Below are 14849 nucleotides of genomic sequence, written 5' to 3'. Positions count from 1 at the left end.
CGGGATCGAACGCAGTATCCACCATGTCTTGTTTCGGGGCGGAAGGGGTGCGGCAATGGCGGGGACGAAGAACGAGCATCTCGTCAATCACGTCTATGACGGGATCGGGGTCGGTGACAGCGATGTCCTGACCCGCACCATCAGCGAAGAGGATATCTTCCTGTTCGCCGCCGTGTCGGGGGACCGCAACCCGGCCCATCTCGACCCGGCCTTTGCCGCCGACGACATCTATGGCCATGTGGTCGCGCATGGAATGTGGACCGCGGCGATGGTGTCGGCGGTGCTCGGCACGCGGCTGCCGGGGCCGGGCACGGTCTATCTGGGGCAGGAGCTTCACTTCGTGCACCCGGTCGCGCCCGGCGACACGATCACCGCGCGGGTCGAGGTGACGGAGAAACTGCCCGGCCAACGGCTGCGGTTCAGGACCACATGCACGAACCAGAACGGCCGCGAGGTGCTGAGCGGGACCGCGCTGGTCAAGGCCCCGGCGCGCAAGGTCAGCTGGCCGGCGGTGCCGATGCCGCGCCTTGCCCTGATCCGCCCGGGCATTTTCGAGACCTATGTCGAACACGCCCGCGGCCTGCCGGGGATGCGGGCCGGCATTGTGCATCCCTGTTCGCGGGGGGCGCTGCTGGCGGCGGTCGAACTGCGCGAGGACGCCATGATCGAGCCGTTGCTGATCGGCCCCGAGGCCCGGATCCGCAGGGTCGCCGAGGAGGCGGGCGTTTCGCTCGACGGCTTCGCGATCGAGCCGGTCGAGCACAGCCACGCCGCCGCCGCGCGGGGGGTGGAGCTTGCCGCTTCGGGCCGGGTCGCGATGCTGGTCAAGGGCAGCCTGCATACGGACGAGCTTCTCGGTGCGGTGCTGGCGCGCGACGGCGGCCTGCGCACCGACCGGCGGCTGAGCCACGTCTATGCCATGGACGTGCCGGCCTATCCCAAACCGCTGATCGTGACCGACGCGGCGGTGAACATCCAGCCGACGCTCGACCACAAGCGCGACATCTGCCAGAACGCGGTCGACCTGCTGCGCCTGCTCGGCATCGCGGAGCCGAAGGTCGCGGTGCTCGCTGCGGTCGAGACGGTGAACGCGGCCATGCCGGCCACGCTCGATGCCGCCGCGCTCACGGTCATGGCGGCGCGGGGGCAGATCACCGGCGCGCTGGTGGACGGGCCGCTTGCCTTCGACAACGCGATCAGCCCCGAGGCGGCGGCGACCAAGGGCATATGCTCGCCCGTGGCCGGGCAGGCCGATGTGCTGCTGGTTCCCGATCTCGAGGCCGGCAACATGGTGGCCAAGCAATTGATCTATTTCGCCGGGGCGACGGCGGCGGGACTCGTGCTCGGGGCGCGGGTGCCGATCGTGCTGACCAGCCGGTCCGATCCGCTGACGGCGCGGATCGCGTCGGTCGCGCTGGCCAAGATCACCGCCGCCCGCCGGCAGGGGGCGGTGCGATGACCCGGGATCTGATCGTCACCGTCAATCCGGGCTCGTCCACGATCAAGATGGGGCTCTTCCGCGCCGAAGATGTGCCGCTGCGCATCGGCTCGGCCACCATCGACTTTCGCGGCGCGCCTTTCGCGCTGCGGGCGGAATTCGGCGGCGAGCGCCACGTTCACCCCCTTGCCGCCGCCGATCGCGGCGACATGGTGGCGCTGCTGCGCGAGGCGCTCGGGCAGATGGCGCGCCATGTCGATCTTGACCGGACCGCGATCATCGGCAATCGCGTCGTGCACGGGGGCGACCTGTTTGCCGGCCCCGCGCCGATCGGGGACGAGGTATTCGCGCGGATCCGCGATTTCGAGCGCCTCGCCCCGCTGCATCAGCCGCAATGCGTGCAACTGATCGAGGCGATCCGCCGCCTGCGGCCCGAGGTCATGCAGAGCGCCTCTTTCGACACGGCCTTTCACATGATGCAGGAGCCGATCGAGCGGCGCTATGCCATTCCCCGCCATCTCCATGATCAGGGGCTGAAGCGTTACGGGTTTCACGGGCTGTCCTATGCCTGGATCGCCCGCCGGCTTGCCGAACTCGGTGCCGGCGGGGCGCGGGTGGTGGCGGCGCATCTCGGCAGCGGCGCGAGCCTCTGCGCCATGAGCGGGGGGCTGAGCCGGGCAAGCTCCATGGGGTTTTCGACGCTCGAGGGCATCCCCATGGCGACCCGGCCCGGTTCGGTCGATCCCGGCCTCCTGCTGCACCTTCTCGGCCCCGGCGGCTGGTCACTGGGCGAGGTCGAACGGATGCTTTATCACGAGTCCGGGCTGCTCGGGCTGTCCGGGATCAGCGCCGATTCCCGCGAATTGCTCGCCAGCACCCGCCCGGAGGCCGCCGAGGCGATCGAGGTCTTCACCCGCCGCATTGCCGGCGAGGTGGCGCGTCTCGGTTCGGTGCTCGGGGGCATTGATGTGCTGGTCTTTACCGCCGGGATCGGGGAAAACCAGCCGCAGATCCGCGCGGCGGTTGCCGAGCGTCTGGCCTGGCTCGGGGTCGAGCTCGACGCGGCGGCGAATGCGGGCAATGCCCTGCGGATCGGGGCGGAAGGCGCGCGGATCGACACGCTCGTGATCCCGACCGACGAAGAGCAGATCATCGCCGAAGAGGCCCTTGCGATCCTGCGCGGCGCCGGGCCCGGCGGGCCGGGCAGGGGCTGAGCGCGCCTCAACCCTCGCCGAGCAGGGCGCCCAGGAATTCGCGCGTGCGTTCTTCGCGCGGATCGGAAAAGATGGCCTCGGGCGGGCCGTCCTCGATGATGCGCCCCTTGTCGATGAAACAGATCCGGTCCGAAATCTCGCGGGCAAAGCGCATCTCGTGCGTGACCATGAGCATGGTCAGGTCATGGGCGTCGGCCAGCCGGCGGATGACCTCCTGCACCTCACCGACAAGTTCGGGGTCGAGCGCCGAGGTCGGCTCGTCGAACAGCATGATCTTGGGCCGCATCGCCAGCGCCCGCGCGATCGCCACGCGCTGCTGCTGCCCGCCGGACAACTGGTTGGGGAACTTGTCGCGGTGATCGCTCATGCCCACCATCTCGAGCAGGTCGCCCGCCCGTTCGCGCGCCTGCGCCTTCGACAGCTTCAACACCTGCACCGGCGCTTCGGTGATGTTGCGCAGCACGCTCATGTGGGGAAACAGGTTGAAGCTCTGGAACACCATGCCGAGCTTGGTGCGCATGTGGCGCATGTGGCGCTCGGAGGGGCGCTTCAGCGACCCGTCAGCCGCCTTTTCGTGCCAGAGCGGTTCGCCGTCGACCCAGACCGTCCCGCCCGAGATCGGCTCGAGCGTCATCAGGATCCGCAGGATCGTCGATTTCCCCGAGCCGGAGGGGCCGATGATGGTGACCTTTTCCCCCTCGGCCACGTTGAAATCCAGCCCGTCCAGCACGGTGACCGCGCCGAAACGCTTGCTGACGTCGTCGAAGGTGATGATCGGTTCGCTCATCGCAATGCAATCCCGGTTTTCGGCAGTTTCATGTCCAGCCAGCGCACGCCGCGGGCGGCGATCAGCGTCATGACAAGGTAAAGCGCCCCGACCATGGTGAGCGGCACGAGATAGTTGAAGGTGCGGTCGCCGATGATCTTGGCCACGTTCAGCATCTCGAGCACGGTCACGACCGACAGAACCGGCACGTCCTTGGTGATCGAGACGAGGTAATTGCCCATGGCCGGGATGATGCGCGGGATCGCCTGCGGCAGCACGATATGGGTGAAGGTGCGCCGCGGCGCCAGGTCGAGCGCCCGCGCGGCCTCGAGCTGGCCCCGCGGCACGGCTTCGATCCCCGCGCGGTAGACCTCGGCCAGATAGGCGGAATACTGCAGCCCCAACGCCACCGCCCCGGTCATGAAGGCCGGCAGGACGATGCCGAATTCGGGCAGGACGTAGTACAGAAAGAAAAGCTGCACGAGCAGCGGCGTGTCGCGCAGGAACTCCGCCACGAAGCGCGCGGGCCACGAGACCAGCCGCACCGGCGCGGCCTTCAGCGCCGCCAGCACCAGCCCCAGCACCATCGCGATCGCAAAGCCGAGCACCGCCGCATGGAGCGTCACCACCATGGCGCGCAACAGGATCGGCAGGATCGAGACGGCAAGCGACCAGTTGCTGCTGGCGTCCCATTCGATTCCGAACAGCATCTATGTCCCTCCCGTGCGCCAGCGCCCGAGGCTGTGCGCAAGCAGCCGCACCAGCGCCGTCAGGACCAGCGCCATGCCGAAATACATCACCAGCACCATGGAATAGATCGTGACCGAATCCTGCGTGAAGTTGCGCAACTGCTCGGCCCGCATGGCCAGGTCGCCAAGCGCGATCAGCGACACGAGCGCCGTGTCCTTCAGGTTCTGGATCGCGAGATTGTCGAACGGCGGCATCATCTCGGGCACGGCCTGCGGGAGAATGATGCGCAGCAGCGCCCGGCGCGGGGTAAAGTTCAGTGCCTTCGCCGCCTCGTGCTGGCGGCGCGACACGGCCTGCACCGCACCGCGCACCACCTCGGCCCCGTAGGCGCCGATATTGAGCGAAAGCGCCACCACCCCGGTGACCACCGGCGGCATCCGCAGGTTGATGCCGATGGCCTCGCCGATGAGCGGCAGGGCGAAATAAAGCCAGAACAGCTGCACGAGCAGCGAGGTGCCGCGGAAGATCTCGATATAGGCGACCGAAAGCCACCTGAGCGGGGCGCGATGCGAAAGCCGGCCAAGCCCGGCGGCAAAGGCGAGCACGGCACCGAGGATCGTCGACCAGAAGGTGAGCTGGATCGTCACCCAGGCCCCTTGCCAGAGCACCGGGAGATATTCGCTCCAGCTCATGGCGCGGGCCCGGGCCGGTCAGCGCCGGGCACCGGGGTGTCTGTCCCGGTGCCGCGGCCCGTGCCGCGGCCCGTGTCGCCGGCCGGGCCGCGCGCGGTCGCCCGCCGCATCGGCATCATTGCGCCGCGCAGAGCTCTTCGGTGCTGCGTTCGTTCGAATCCGCAAGATCCTGATCGCTGAAGCCGTAGCTCTTGAGCGTCTCGGCCCAGTCGTCGGTTTCCTTGTACTGCGCGAGCGCCTCGTTCACCGCATCGCGCAGATCCTCGGAGCCTTGCGCAAAGACGAATCCGCCCCAGCTGCGCACCGGTTCGCCACCGATCACCGGATCCTCGAAATTCTCGGCCAGTTCCACCGCGTCGGACTTGCTGGCAAGGTCGGCGGCGGTGAGCCCGGTCGCCGCATAGGCATCGGCCCGACCCGTGGAGACCACCGAAACCGCGTCGGAATTCGCCGAGATGGTCACCATCTGCCCCTCGGCCACACCGAGTTCCTGCAGGAATTCAAGCTGGTCCGCACCGGCCATGATCGCGACCTTGAGGTCGTCGCGCTCGGCAAAATCGGTATAGGCGTGGATGTCCTTGGGATTGTCCTTCAGCACAAGAAGCCCCTCGCCATAGGAGCTGTTCGGCTCGGAAAACAGCGCCTTGGTGCAGCGCTGCGGCAGGATCGCCATCTCGGCCGCCACCATGTCGAACCGTCCCGCCTGAAGCCCGGGAATGAGCGAGGAGAAATCGGTGGGAACCCATTCGATATTGTCGATACCAAGCTCTTCCATGATGTGGATCGCGGTTTCCGGCCCGGCGCCCTTGGCCTCGCCGGCGGGATCGACATAGCCATAGGGAATCTCGTTCGCGACGGCGATGCGGATGGTGCCCTCGTCCTGCAGTTCCTCAAGACTGGCCGAGACCGCGGGCGCGGCGGTGAAAACGATCCCGGCAGCGGCCAGCGCTGCCGGTGCAAACAACCGTACCGGATTGAAATTTTGTTTGAGTGTCAAAGTTATTCCCTCCCATAATGTGGTTTAGCTAAGGAATATAAATAGCTGAACAAAGTAATGTCAAAGCTTTCCGCAGGTAATTCTCGGTGCGCCGTCGGCTCCGGCCTTGCGGCCGCGGGTCGGTGCGGGCGGATCGGTCGCGCAAAATGCGCCCGAAAAGCTGCGACCTCTTGGCGCGGGGGCACTGATTTCCGGGCGTCCCGCCGCGGCCCGGCTTTCCGGCGCGCCGGGTTGCACTAGCTGTGGGTTTCGAATGCGGCCCCGGCGGGATGAGGCGATCCGGCCCCCGGGGCGGCTGTGGTCACGGGCGATGCAGGAGCGTTCCACATGTTTGGACTTGGTGCTCTCGAACTGGCGCGGATTCAGTTCGCCTTTACCATTTCCGTCCATATCATCTTTCCCGCCATCACCATCGGGCTCGCCTGCTATCTCGTGGTGCTCGAGGGGCTGTGGCTGTGGCGGGGCAGGGACGCCTACCGCGAACTTTACCGTTTCTGGTCGGGAATCTTTGCGGTCAACTTTGCCATGGGCGTCGTCTCGGGCATCGTCATGGCCTATCAGTTCGGCACCAACTGGAGCCATTTCTCGACCTTTGCCGGTTCGATCACCGGGCCGTTGCTGGCCTATGAAGTGATGACCGCCTTCTTTCTCGAGGCCGGGTTTCTCGGGGTGATGCTGTTCGGTTGGGACCGGGTCGGGCGCGGGCTGCATTTCTTCGCGACCATCATGGTGGCGCTCGGGACGCTGATTTCCTCGTTCTGGATTCTGGCCTCGAACAGCTGGATGCACACGCCGCAGGGTCACGAGATCATCGACGGGAAGGTGGTGCCGGTGGACTGGTTCGCGGTGATCATGAACCCCTCGTTTCCCTATCGGCTGACCCATATGGCCACGGCCGCCTTTCTTTCGACCGCGCTTTTCGTCGGCGCCGCGGCGGCCTGGCATCTGCTGCGCAGGAACGACAGCGAGCCGGTGCGGCGCATGTTCTCCATGGCCATGTGGATGGTGGTTCTGGTCACGCCGGTGCAGATCCTGATCGGCGACCTGCATGGGCTCAACACGCTCGAACACCAGCCGGCCAAGATCGCCGGGATGGAGGGGCACTGGCGCAACGAACCCGGCAAGGGCGCGCCGCTGATCCTGTTCGGCTGGCCCGACATGGAGGCCGAGGAGACGCGCTTTGCGCTCGAGGTGCCGCGCCTCGGCAGCCTGATCCTCACCCACAGCCTCGACGGGCAGTATCCGGGCCTCGCCGATTTCCCGCCCGAGGACCGGCCGAATTCGCTGATCATCTTCTGGAGCTTCCGCGTAATGGTGGGGCTTGCGGTGCTCATGCTGGCGCTCGGGATCTGGAGTGTCTGGCGACGCTGGCGCGGCACGCTTTACCAGCCGGGATGGTTTCTGCGCTTCGCGCTGGTGATGGGGCCCTCGGGGCTCATCGCGCTGCTTGCCGGGTGGTTCACGACTGAAATCGGACGTCAGCCCTGGATCGTCCACGGGGTGATGCGCACGAAGGACGCGGTCTCGGATCACTCGACATTGATGCTCTCGGTTTCGCTCGTGGTGTTCATCGTGGTCTATTTCGTCGTCTTCGGCGCGGGAACCCGCTACATGTTGCGGCTCGTGGCGAGCGGACCGCGGCTCGGCACCGACGAGGGCCGGCCCCGCCAGCGCCCGGACGCACGGCCCGCGCGGCCGCTTTCGGCGGTCGAAGGCCCGGCCGGCCGCCCCGACACCGGGCCTGATACTGGGCCCGACACTGGGCCCGACACCGGGGGAGACAACCGATGACCCTCGACCTTCCGCTTCTCTGGACCCTCATCATCGCTTTCGGGCTGATGATGTATGTCATCACCGACGGGTTCGATCTCGGCATCGGCATCCTGTTCCCCTTCGTGCGCCGGCGTGGGGACCGCGACCTGATGGTGAACAGCGTCGCCCCGATCTGGGACGGGAACGAAACCTGGCTCGTGCTGGGCGGAGCGGGGCTTTTTGCGGCCTTTCCGCTGGCCTATGCGGTGATCCTGAGCGCGCTTTACATCCCCTTCATCCTGATGCTGGTGGGGCTGATCTGGCGCGGGGTCTCGTTCGAGTTCCGCATCAAGGCGGATGATGCGCACCGTCCCTTCTGGGACCGGGCCTTTGCCGCCGGATCCTATACGGCCGCCTTCACGCAGGGAGTGGCGCTCGGCGCCTTCATCAGCGGCTTCCGGGTCGAGAACGGCGTGCATGCGGGCGGGCCGCTCGACTGGCTGACCCCGTTCAACCTGTTCGTGGGGCTCGGGGTGGTGATCGCCTATGCGCTGCTCGGGGTGACCTGGCTCGTGCTCAAGACCGAGGGCGACCTGCAGGCGCGCATGCGCGACCTCGGCCGTCCGGTCACCGGCGCGGTGTTCCTTGCCATCATCGCCGTCAGCCTCTGGACGCCGCTTGAACATCCCGATGTGGCGGCGCGCTGGTTCTCGACCCCGAACCTGTTCTATTTCGCCCCGGTGCCGGTGCTGGTGGTGCTGGCCACCTGGCTGCTGCTGCGCGCGCTTTCCGGGCAGCGGCAGGCGGCACCCTTCGGGCTGGCGCTGCTGCTGCTGTTCCTCGGCTATTCCGGCCTCGCAATCAGTCTCTGGCCCAATATCATCCCGCCCGATGTGTCGATCTGGGAGGCCGCCGGGCCGGAATCGAGCATGGGCTTCACCCTGGTCGGGGCACTGATCGTCATTCCGATCATCCTCGCCTATTCCGGCTGGTCCTATTACGTCTTCCGCGGCAAGGTGAAACCGGAGGAAGGTTACTGATGACCGGGCGCGGGGGCAGGGCCGGGCTCTGGCTGCGCCGTATCGGCTGGATGCTGCTGTTCTGGGTCGCGGGGGTGCTCGTGCTTGGCATCATCGCGCTGCTGCTGCGGCTGCTGATGAACTCGGCCGGGCTCACCGCCTGACTGCGCCGGGTGCGGAGCGTTCGGCGACACCGGCCCCTGCCTGCTGCGCAAGCGCGAAAATCGCGGATACATCGAGATGCGCCTCGACATGTTCGGCCAGCCGGTCGAGCACCTCGTCCAGCATCTGCCCCCAGTCGCGGACCACCGGCGTGGCGCCGAGGCGGGACAGCCAGCGGCGCCGGAAACCGTCATCGGCAAGGACCTCCGCCCGCGCCATGCCCTCGATCCGCCCGTCCGCCGCATCCGCCTCGGAAAGGCCGAGCCCCGGAACGTCTGCGCCGCCCGGCTCCGCGAGCCGCTGTCCCAGCATCAGCCGGCCCGCGCCAAGCCCGAGGATACGCCCGCCACGGCGATGATGCGCACGAAGGTCCACGTCCCAGCCCTCGGCGCGCAGAACGGCAAGGTCGGCCTGCGGCGCGGCGCTGTCAGGGATGATGACCAGAGCCACCTCGGGGATGGCCTCGCCGGGCTGAACCATGGAAAACCGCACGTCGGGTTCCAGCCGCAGCGGATCCAGCGCATCGAAACCGGCGATGCGCGGCAGGGCAAGACAGCAGATCCGCAGCCTTCCCCCGCCGCCGGCATTGGCGCCGCCGCTCGAAAGCGCCAGCGTGTCCTCGGCCGGCAGCAGGCGCGCGTCGGAAAACCAGGGCAGCACGCCGAAGCTGCGCCAGCCGCTGCGTTCCTCGATCATCCGGCAGCCCTCACGGAAAAGATCGGGATCACCCCGGAAGCGATTGATGATAAAGCCATGAACCATCCCCGCATCCTGCGGGTCGAGCACCGCCCGCGTGCCGACGATCTGGGCAATGACGCCGCCGCGGTCGATATCGCCGGTCAGCACCACGGGCACACCGGCGGCACGCGCAAATCCCATGTTGGCGATGTCGCCCCGGCGCAGATTGACCTCGGCCGCGCTGCCCGCTCCCTCGACGATGACAAGCTCGGCCCGCGCTTGGAGTCGTGCGAAACTGGCCAGCACCGCGTCCAGAAGCTGCGGTTTCAGCCTGGCATAATCCCGCGCCGCGAATGCCCCGAGCGGCCGGCCCTGCACCACGACCTGCGAGCCGGTTTCCGAGCGCGGCTTCAGCAGGACCGGGCTCATGTCACTGTCCGCCGCGGCCCCGCAGGCCAGCGCCTGCAACGCCTGCGCAGTGGCGACTTCATGCCCGGCGGCGGAAAGCCTCGTGTTGTTCGACATGTTCTGCGGCTTGAACGGCAGCACCGTGATCCTGCGCCGGCGCGCCGCCCGGCAAAGCCCCGCAACCAGAAGCGACTTGCCGACATCCGATCCGGTGCCCTGGATCATGACGGCGGGCATCAGAACTCGACGCCGGGCTGCGCCTTGATACCTGCGCGGAAGGGGTGCTTCACCACCGTCATTTCGGTGACCAGATCGGCGGCGGCGATCAGTTCGGGCCGGGCGTTGCGCCCGGTCAGGACCACATGGGTCATGGGCGGCTTTTCGGCGGCAAGGAAACCCACCACCTCCTGCAGGTCGAGGTACTCGTAGCGCAGCGCGATGTTGATCTCGTCCAGCAGAACCATGCGGTTGCGGCTGTCGCGGATCAGCTCCTTCGCCTTGTCCCAGGCGGCACCGGCGGCAGCGCGGTCGCGGGCCAGATCCTGCGTCTCCCAGGTGAATCCCTCGCCCATGGTGTGAAAGGCGCAGAGATCGCCGAACCGGGCCGTGATCAGGTCGCGCTCCCCGCTGTAGCGCGCGCCCTTGACGAACTGCACCACCGCGCAGGGATACCCGTGGGCAAGACAGCGCAGGATCATGCCGAACGCCGAGGAGCTTTTCCCCTTGCCCGGGCCCGTCAGCACGATGACCAGCCCCTTTTCGCCGGTTTTCTCCTCCATCATCCGGTCGCGCGCCGCCTTGATCTTTGCTTTTTTCGCCGCGTGGGCGGCGGCCTCCTCGGCGCTGGGTTCGGTCATGGCGGCACTCGCTCGGCATAAAGGGGATCGGATCATGCACTATCGCAGGCCGAGGGCCTGCAGGACAACCCCCCTCGCCGCAGTCGCCCGGCCTTCTTCTGGCAGAAATATCCCGGGGGTGAATTGGCCGGCAGGCCAAGAGGGGGCAGCGCCCCCTTCCTTGCGCCGCGCGCACGCCCGCCCCGCTCAGGGCAGGGCATAGGCGATGATGCTGTCTCCGGGGCGCGTGCCGGTCGAGCCGTGGCCGCCCGCGACCACGACCAGATACTGCCGCCCGTCCGCACCCTCATAGGTGGAGGGCGTGGCCTGGCCCCCGGCGGGCAGGCGCGCACGCCAGAGCTCCTCGCCGCTGTTCACGTCATAGCCGCGCACGTAATCGTCCAGCGTCCCGGACAGGAAGGCGACACCGCCCGCGGTCATGATCGGCCCGCCGATTCCCGGCACGCCCATCTCGAAGGGCAGCGCAAGCCGCCCCGACAGGTCGCGCACGGTTCCGTTCACATGGCGGTAAAGGATGTCGCCGCTGGTCAGGTCCGCCGCCGCGACATAGCCCCAGGGCGGCTGCTGGCAGGGCAGGCCGAGCGGCGAGGTGAAGGGCCCGATCATCGCCGCATAGGGGGCGCCGAAATTCTCGTTGAAGATCGGGTCGCCCTCCTGCGTCACCACACGCGACATCTCGTCGGCACGCTTTTCCATGGTGACGGTAAAGGCAAGGTAGACCGGCATTCCGAACAGGATCCCGCGTTCCGGATCGACCGCCACGCCGCCCCAGTTGAAGGTGCCGAAATTGCCGGGATAGACCAGCGTGCCGCGCTCGGTGGGCGGGGTGAAGGGCCCCTCGTAGTCGAGCTGGCGGAACCGGATGCGGCAGTAAAGCTGGTCAAACAGCGTGGTGCCCCACATGTCGGCCTCGCGCAGCACCGGCGGCATGAAGCTCAACGCCGAATGCGGCTGGGTCGGGGCGGCATGGTCGCCCTCGACCGTGGTCTGCGGCGCGGGCTGTTCGGAAACCGGCAGCACCGGCTCGCCGGTCTCGCGGTTCAGCACGAAGACCTCGCCCTGCTTGGTCGGCGCCACGAGCGCCGGGACCGCTTCGCCGCCGATCTCGAGGTTGATCAGGTTCGGCTGGGCGGGAACGTCGTAATCCCAGAGGTCGTGATGCACGGTCTGGAAATCCCAGACCACCCGCCCGCTGGAGGCATCGAGCGCCAGGATCGAGGACGAGAACCGCTCGGTGTTCTCACCGCGCCCGCCGCCGTACTGGTCGGGCGATTCGTTGCCCATGGGCAGATAGATCAGGTCAAGGTCGGGGTCATAGGAGGCCACGCTCCAGGAATTCGGGGCGTTGTGGCTGTAGGCCTCGTCATTGGCGATCGGCATGGTCGCATCGGGGTTCTTGCTGTCGAAATTCCAGACCAGTTCCCCGGTATAAAGGTCATAGGCGCGGATCACCCCCGAGGGCGAGGCGACCGAGGCATTGTCGTTCACCGCGCCGTTCACGATGACCAGGCTTTCGGTGACGATCGGGGGCGATGTCGCATAGAACGACCCGGGCGTGATATTGGGCATGTTCGCCCAGAGGTTGATGGTGCCGTTCCCGCCGCCGAAGCCCGGGCAGATCTCGCCGGTCTGCGCGCTGATGGTGATGAGCCGCCCGTCCGATGTCGGCACGAACAGCCGTTCGAGGCACTGGCCGGGCAGGGTCACGTCCTCGGGCACGTCCTTGCGGGTGACGACCGGATTGGGCGCACCGGCCTCCGCGCCGCCCGTCACCACGTTCTGCGGCACGCCGGCGGCATCGGTGGTTGCCTCGGCGGCGCTCGACGCGACAAGTTCGTCGGGCGAGGAGGCCGGCGCCGCATCACCGGTGGCCAGGGTGACATTGTCGGGCAAATCCCCGGCTTCAGCCCGGTGATAGGACACGCCGCGGCAGGTCATGTGCTGGGTGGTCGCGGTCGGCGGCTGTTTCAGTTGCGGATCGAACCGCCATTTCTCCTCGCCGGTGGTGGCATCGAGCGCGATCACGGTGGAAAACGGGGTGCAGATATACATGGTGTCGTCGATCACGAGCGGCGTGACCTCGTAGGTGGTCTCCTCGGGGTCGACGCCGCTGCGGGTCTCGCCCGTGCGATAGGTCCAGGCGACCTCGAGCGCGCCGACATTTTCCGGCGTGATCTGCGCCAGCGGCGAATAGCGCTGCCCGGCATTGGTGCGCCCATAGGCCCACCATTCACCATCGGGCACGCCCGCGTCGGGCTGGTCCGCGGCCACCGTGACCCGCTCGCCCAGGTTGCCCGGCGTGTCATGGGGGTTCGAGAAGGCCGAATAGAGCGCGACTCCGCCCGCGATCACGAGCGACAGGGCAAGGATGCCGCTATTGAGCTCATAACCGCCCCGCGCCCCTTCACGCCCGGATTCGGGGCGCATGGCGCGCACCATCCACGGCAGCAGCATCAGCACGCCGAGCACCGCCAGAAGCGCTCCGCGCGGCGCCAGCGCCCACCAGTCGAAACCGGCCTCGCCGATCGACCAGACCAGCGTCAGCAGCAGCGTCACCCCGTAAAGGCCGATGCCGAAACGGTTGCGCCGCCAGGTCAGGACGCTCGCACCAAGCAACAGCAGGCCGAGCAGGACATAGAACCAGGAGCCGCCCACCGCGGCGAGCCATATCCCCCCCGCCGTCACGATCAGACCGACAAGAAAGACGAGCAGGGAAATGATGATGCGATACACTGTCGGCTCCGTTCATTATCCGTTGCGCTTCGGCCCGCTCCGGTGCAGTCCGATTGACTCAACGCCCCGTCAGCGCCTCGGTTCCATGATTTTCCGCCGCGCCGCGCCCGGACAGGGTTGATTTCCCCGATTTTTCCGTGGTTCCCCGCGGGGCGTGCCTCTCCCGGATTGCTCCCGGGGCGCCGATCGGCGAAGCTGTGCCATGGCCAGGCTGCATCCTGAATTCTTCCTCCGTCTCTATTTCTCGGACACCGACAAGCTCGGTCCCGGCAAGGCGGCGCTGCTTGCGGGCATCGAGCGCACCGGGTCGATATCGGCCGCGGGGCGCGAGATGGGCATGAGCTACAAACGTGCGTGGTCGCTGGTCGAGGACATGAACGCGATGTTCCGCGAGCCGCTCGTGCAGAGCAGCCGCGGCGGGGCCGGGGGCGGCCATGCGCGCCTGACCGCCGTCGGGCGCGAGGTGCTCGAACTGTTCGAAGCCATTGAGGCCGCGGCGGCCGAGGTCAACGCGGCGCGGATCGCGCGCATGAAAGCGCTGCTTGCCCGCAAGGCGGATTGATTTTCCGCTTGCGCGCCTGCGCGGTTTCGATATGTTCCACGGGACATAACGCCAGGCCACGAACCCGTCCCGCACGCACCACTATCATCATACGGACCCATACGGAGCTTTAGCCATGCGCAACGCGAGTGCCGCCCTTGCCCTGCTGATCGGAATCGGGGGCGGACTGCCTGCCGCCGCAGAGGAGGTCGTGGTCTTTGCCGCCGCCTCGCTCAAGACCGCGCTTGACGAGATTGTGACCGATTTCGAGGCAAAGACCGGCGACAGGGTGCTCGTCAGCTATGCCGGCTCGAACGCGCTCGCGCGGCAGATCCTCGGCGGTGCGCCGGCCGACATTTTCATATCCGCCTCGCAGGAATGGATGGACGAGGTCGAAAAGGGCGGCGAGGTCGCCGGCGACAGCCGGGTCGATCTTCTGGGCAACACGCTTGTCCTGGTCGCCCATGACGACGATGTTGCTCCGCTCACGCTTGACGCCGATACGGATCTGGCCGGGCTGATCGGTGACGAAAAACTCGCCATGGCGCTGGTCGACTCGGTCCCGGCCGGGCAATACGGACGGCAGGCGCTGACCAGTCTCGGGCTTTGGGACGAGGTGGAAGGGTCGGTCGCGCAGGCGGACAACGTGCGTGCAACGCTTGCGCTCGTCGCGATGGGCGAGGCGCCCTTCGGAATCGTCTATGCCACCGACGCGGCGGCCGAACCGGCGGTTCATGTGATCGGAACCTTTCCCGCCGACAGCCACGATCCGGTAAGCTATCCGGCGGCGCTGCTGAAAGCGGCCGGCGACGGGGCGGACGACACCTTCTTCAACGCGCTGCGTGACCCCGACGCCACGCGGATCTTCGCAGAACATGGTTTCGAGACCCTGAACTGAGGCG

Annotated in this window: 14 protein-coding genes; 7 read left to right on the top strand and 7 right to left on the bottom strand. The window is 67.3% G+C overall.

Annotated features, from left to right (window positions below):
- The first annotated feature begins 55 nt into the window (after positions 1 to 55).
- Complete coding sequence (locus B0B01_RS01920) at positions 56 to 1459, top strand: bifunctional enoyl-CoA hydratase/phosphate acetyltransferase (protein ID WP_076646787.1); 1404 nt, start codon at positions 56 to 58, stop codon at positions 1457 to 1459.
- The gene (locus B0B01_RS01915) at positions 1456 to 2652 is read left to right on the top strand and encodes an acetate/propionate family kinase (protein WP_076646785.1); all 1197 of its coding nucleotides are present in this window, start codon (positions 1456 to 1458) and stop codon (positions 2650 to 2652) included. The genes B0B01_RS01920 and B0B01_RS01915 overlap by 4 nt, the downstream gene beginning before the upstream one ends.
- A gap of 7 nt (positions 2653 to 2659) precedes the next feature.
- Here the strand turns inward: B0B01_RS01915 and ehuA are convergent, their stop codons facing one another.
- The 4 genes from ehuA to ehuB form a co-directional block, all read right to left on the bottom strand.
- The gene (ehuA, locus tag B0B01_RS01910; protein ID WP_076646783.1) at positions 2660 to 3439 is read right to left on the bottom strand and encodes an ectoine/hydroxyectoine ABC transporter ATP-binding protein EhuA; all 780 of its coding nucleotides are present in this window, start codon (positions 3437 to 3439) and stop codon (positions 2660 to 2662) included.
- Positions 3436 to 4128, bottom strand: a complete 693-nt coding sequence (gene ehuD / locus B0B01_RS01905; RefSeq protein ID WP_076646781.1) for an ectoine/hydroxyectoine ABC transporter permease subunit EhuD — start codon at positions 4126 to 4128, stop codon at positions 3436 to 3438. The genes ehuA and ehuD overlap by 4 nt, the downstream gene beginning before the upstream one ends.
- Complete coding sequence (ehuC, locus tag B0B01_RS01900) at positions 4129 to 4800, bottom strand: ectoine/hydroxyectoine ABC transporter permease subunit EhuC (protein ID WP_076646779.1); 672 nt, start codon at positions 4798 to 4800, stop codon at positions 4129 to 4131.
- Positions 4801 to 4915: 115 nt separating this feature from the next.
- Positions 4916 to 5797, bottom strand: a complete 882-nt coding sequence (ehuB, locus tag B0B01_RS01895; RefSeq protein ID WP_234967682.1) for an ectoine/hydroxyectoine ABC transporter substrate-binding protein EhuB — start codon at positions 5795 to 5797, stop codon at positions 4916 to 4918.
- 327 nt (positions 5798 to 6124) lie between these two features.
- On the opposite strand from ehuB, the gene B0B01_RS01890 reads away from it, so the two are divergent.
- Genes B0B01_RS01890 through B0B01_RS01880 form a run of 3 tightly spaced genes read left to right on the top strand, consistent with a single transcriptional unit; the run spans position 6125 to position 8732 of the window.
- Complete coding sequence (locus tag B0B01_RS01890) at positions 6125 to 7588, top strand: cytochrome ubiquinol oxidase subunit I (RefSeq protein ID WP_083945986.1); 1464 nt, start codon at positions 6125 to 6127, stop codon at positions 7586 to 7588.
- Entirely contained in the window at positions 7585 to 8589 is a 1005-nt protein-coding gene (gene cydB, locus B0B01_RS01885; protein WP_076646775.1) for a cytochrome d ubiquinol oxidase subunit II, read from the top strand. Before B0B01_RS01890 ends, cydB begins: the two co-directional genes overlap by 4 nt.
- The gene (locus B0B01_RS01880; RefSeq protein WP_076646773.1) at positions 8589 to 8732 is read left to right on the top strand and encodes a DUF2474 domain-containing protein; all 144 of its coding nucleotides are present in this window, start codon (positions 8589 to 8591) and stop codon (positions 8730 to 8732) included. Before cydB ends, B0B01_RS01880 begins: the two co-directional genes overlap by 1 nt.
- Here the strand turns inward: B0B01_RS01880 and B0B01_RS01875 are convergent.
- The 3 genes from B0B01_RS01875 to B0B01_RS01865 all read right to left on the bottom strand — a co-directional run bounded on the left by B0B01_RS01875 (position 8722) and on the right by B0B01_RS01865 (position 13406).
- Entirely contained in the window at positions 8722 to 10053 is a 1332-nt protein-coding gene (locus B0B01_RS01875; RefSeq protein ID WP_076646771.1) for a cobyric acid synthase, read from the bottom strand. The two genes, B0B01_RS01880 and B0B01_RS01875, sit on opposite strands and share 11 nt — an antisense overlap.
- Positions 10053 to 10673, bottom strand: a complete 621-nt coding sequence (gene cobO, locus B0B01_RS01870) for a cob(I)yrinic acid a,c-diamide adenosyltransferase (protein ID WP_076646769.1) — start codon at positions 10671 to 10673, stop codon at positions 10053 to 10055. Before cobO ends, B0B01_RS01875 begins: the two co-directional genes overlap by 1 nt.
- A gap of 186 nt (positions 10674 to 10859) precedes the next feature.
- Positions 10860 to 13406, bottom strand: coding sequence for a membrane-bound PQQ-dependent dehydrogenase, glucose/quinate/shikimate family (locus tag B0B01_RS01865; RefSeq protein ID WP_076646766.1), 2547 nt, complete (start codon positions 13404 to 13406; stop codon positions 10860 to 10862).
- Between the two features lie 202 nt (positions 13407 to 13608).
- On the opposite strand from B0B01_RS01865, the gene B0B01_RS01860 reads away from it, so the two are divergent.
- The gene (locus B0B01_RS01860; protein WP_076646764.1) at positions 13609 to 13968 is read left to right on the top strand and encodes a winged helix-turn-helix domain-containing protein; all 360 of its coding nucleotides are present in this window, start codon (positions 13609 to 13611) and stop codon (positions 13966 to 13968) included.
- Between the two features lie 115 nt (positions 13969 to 14083).
- Positions 14084 to 14845 (top strand): molybdate ABC transporter substrate-binding protein, encoded by a 762-nt coding sequence (modA, locus tag B0B01_RS01855; protein WP_076646762.1) that lies wholly within the window; start codon positions 14084 to 14086, stop codon positions 14843 to 14845.
- The last annotated feature ends 4 nt before the right edge of the window (positions 14846 to 14849 follow it).

Origin of the sequence: Pontibaca methylaminivorans (genome assembly GCF_900156525.1) — a bacterium.
Lineage (GTDB): Bacteria > Pseudomonadota > Alphaproteobacteria > Rhodobacterales > Rhodobacteraceae > Pontibaca > Pontibaca methylaminivorans.
This window is presented reverse-complemented; position numbering and strand designations above follow the sequence as displayed.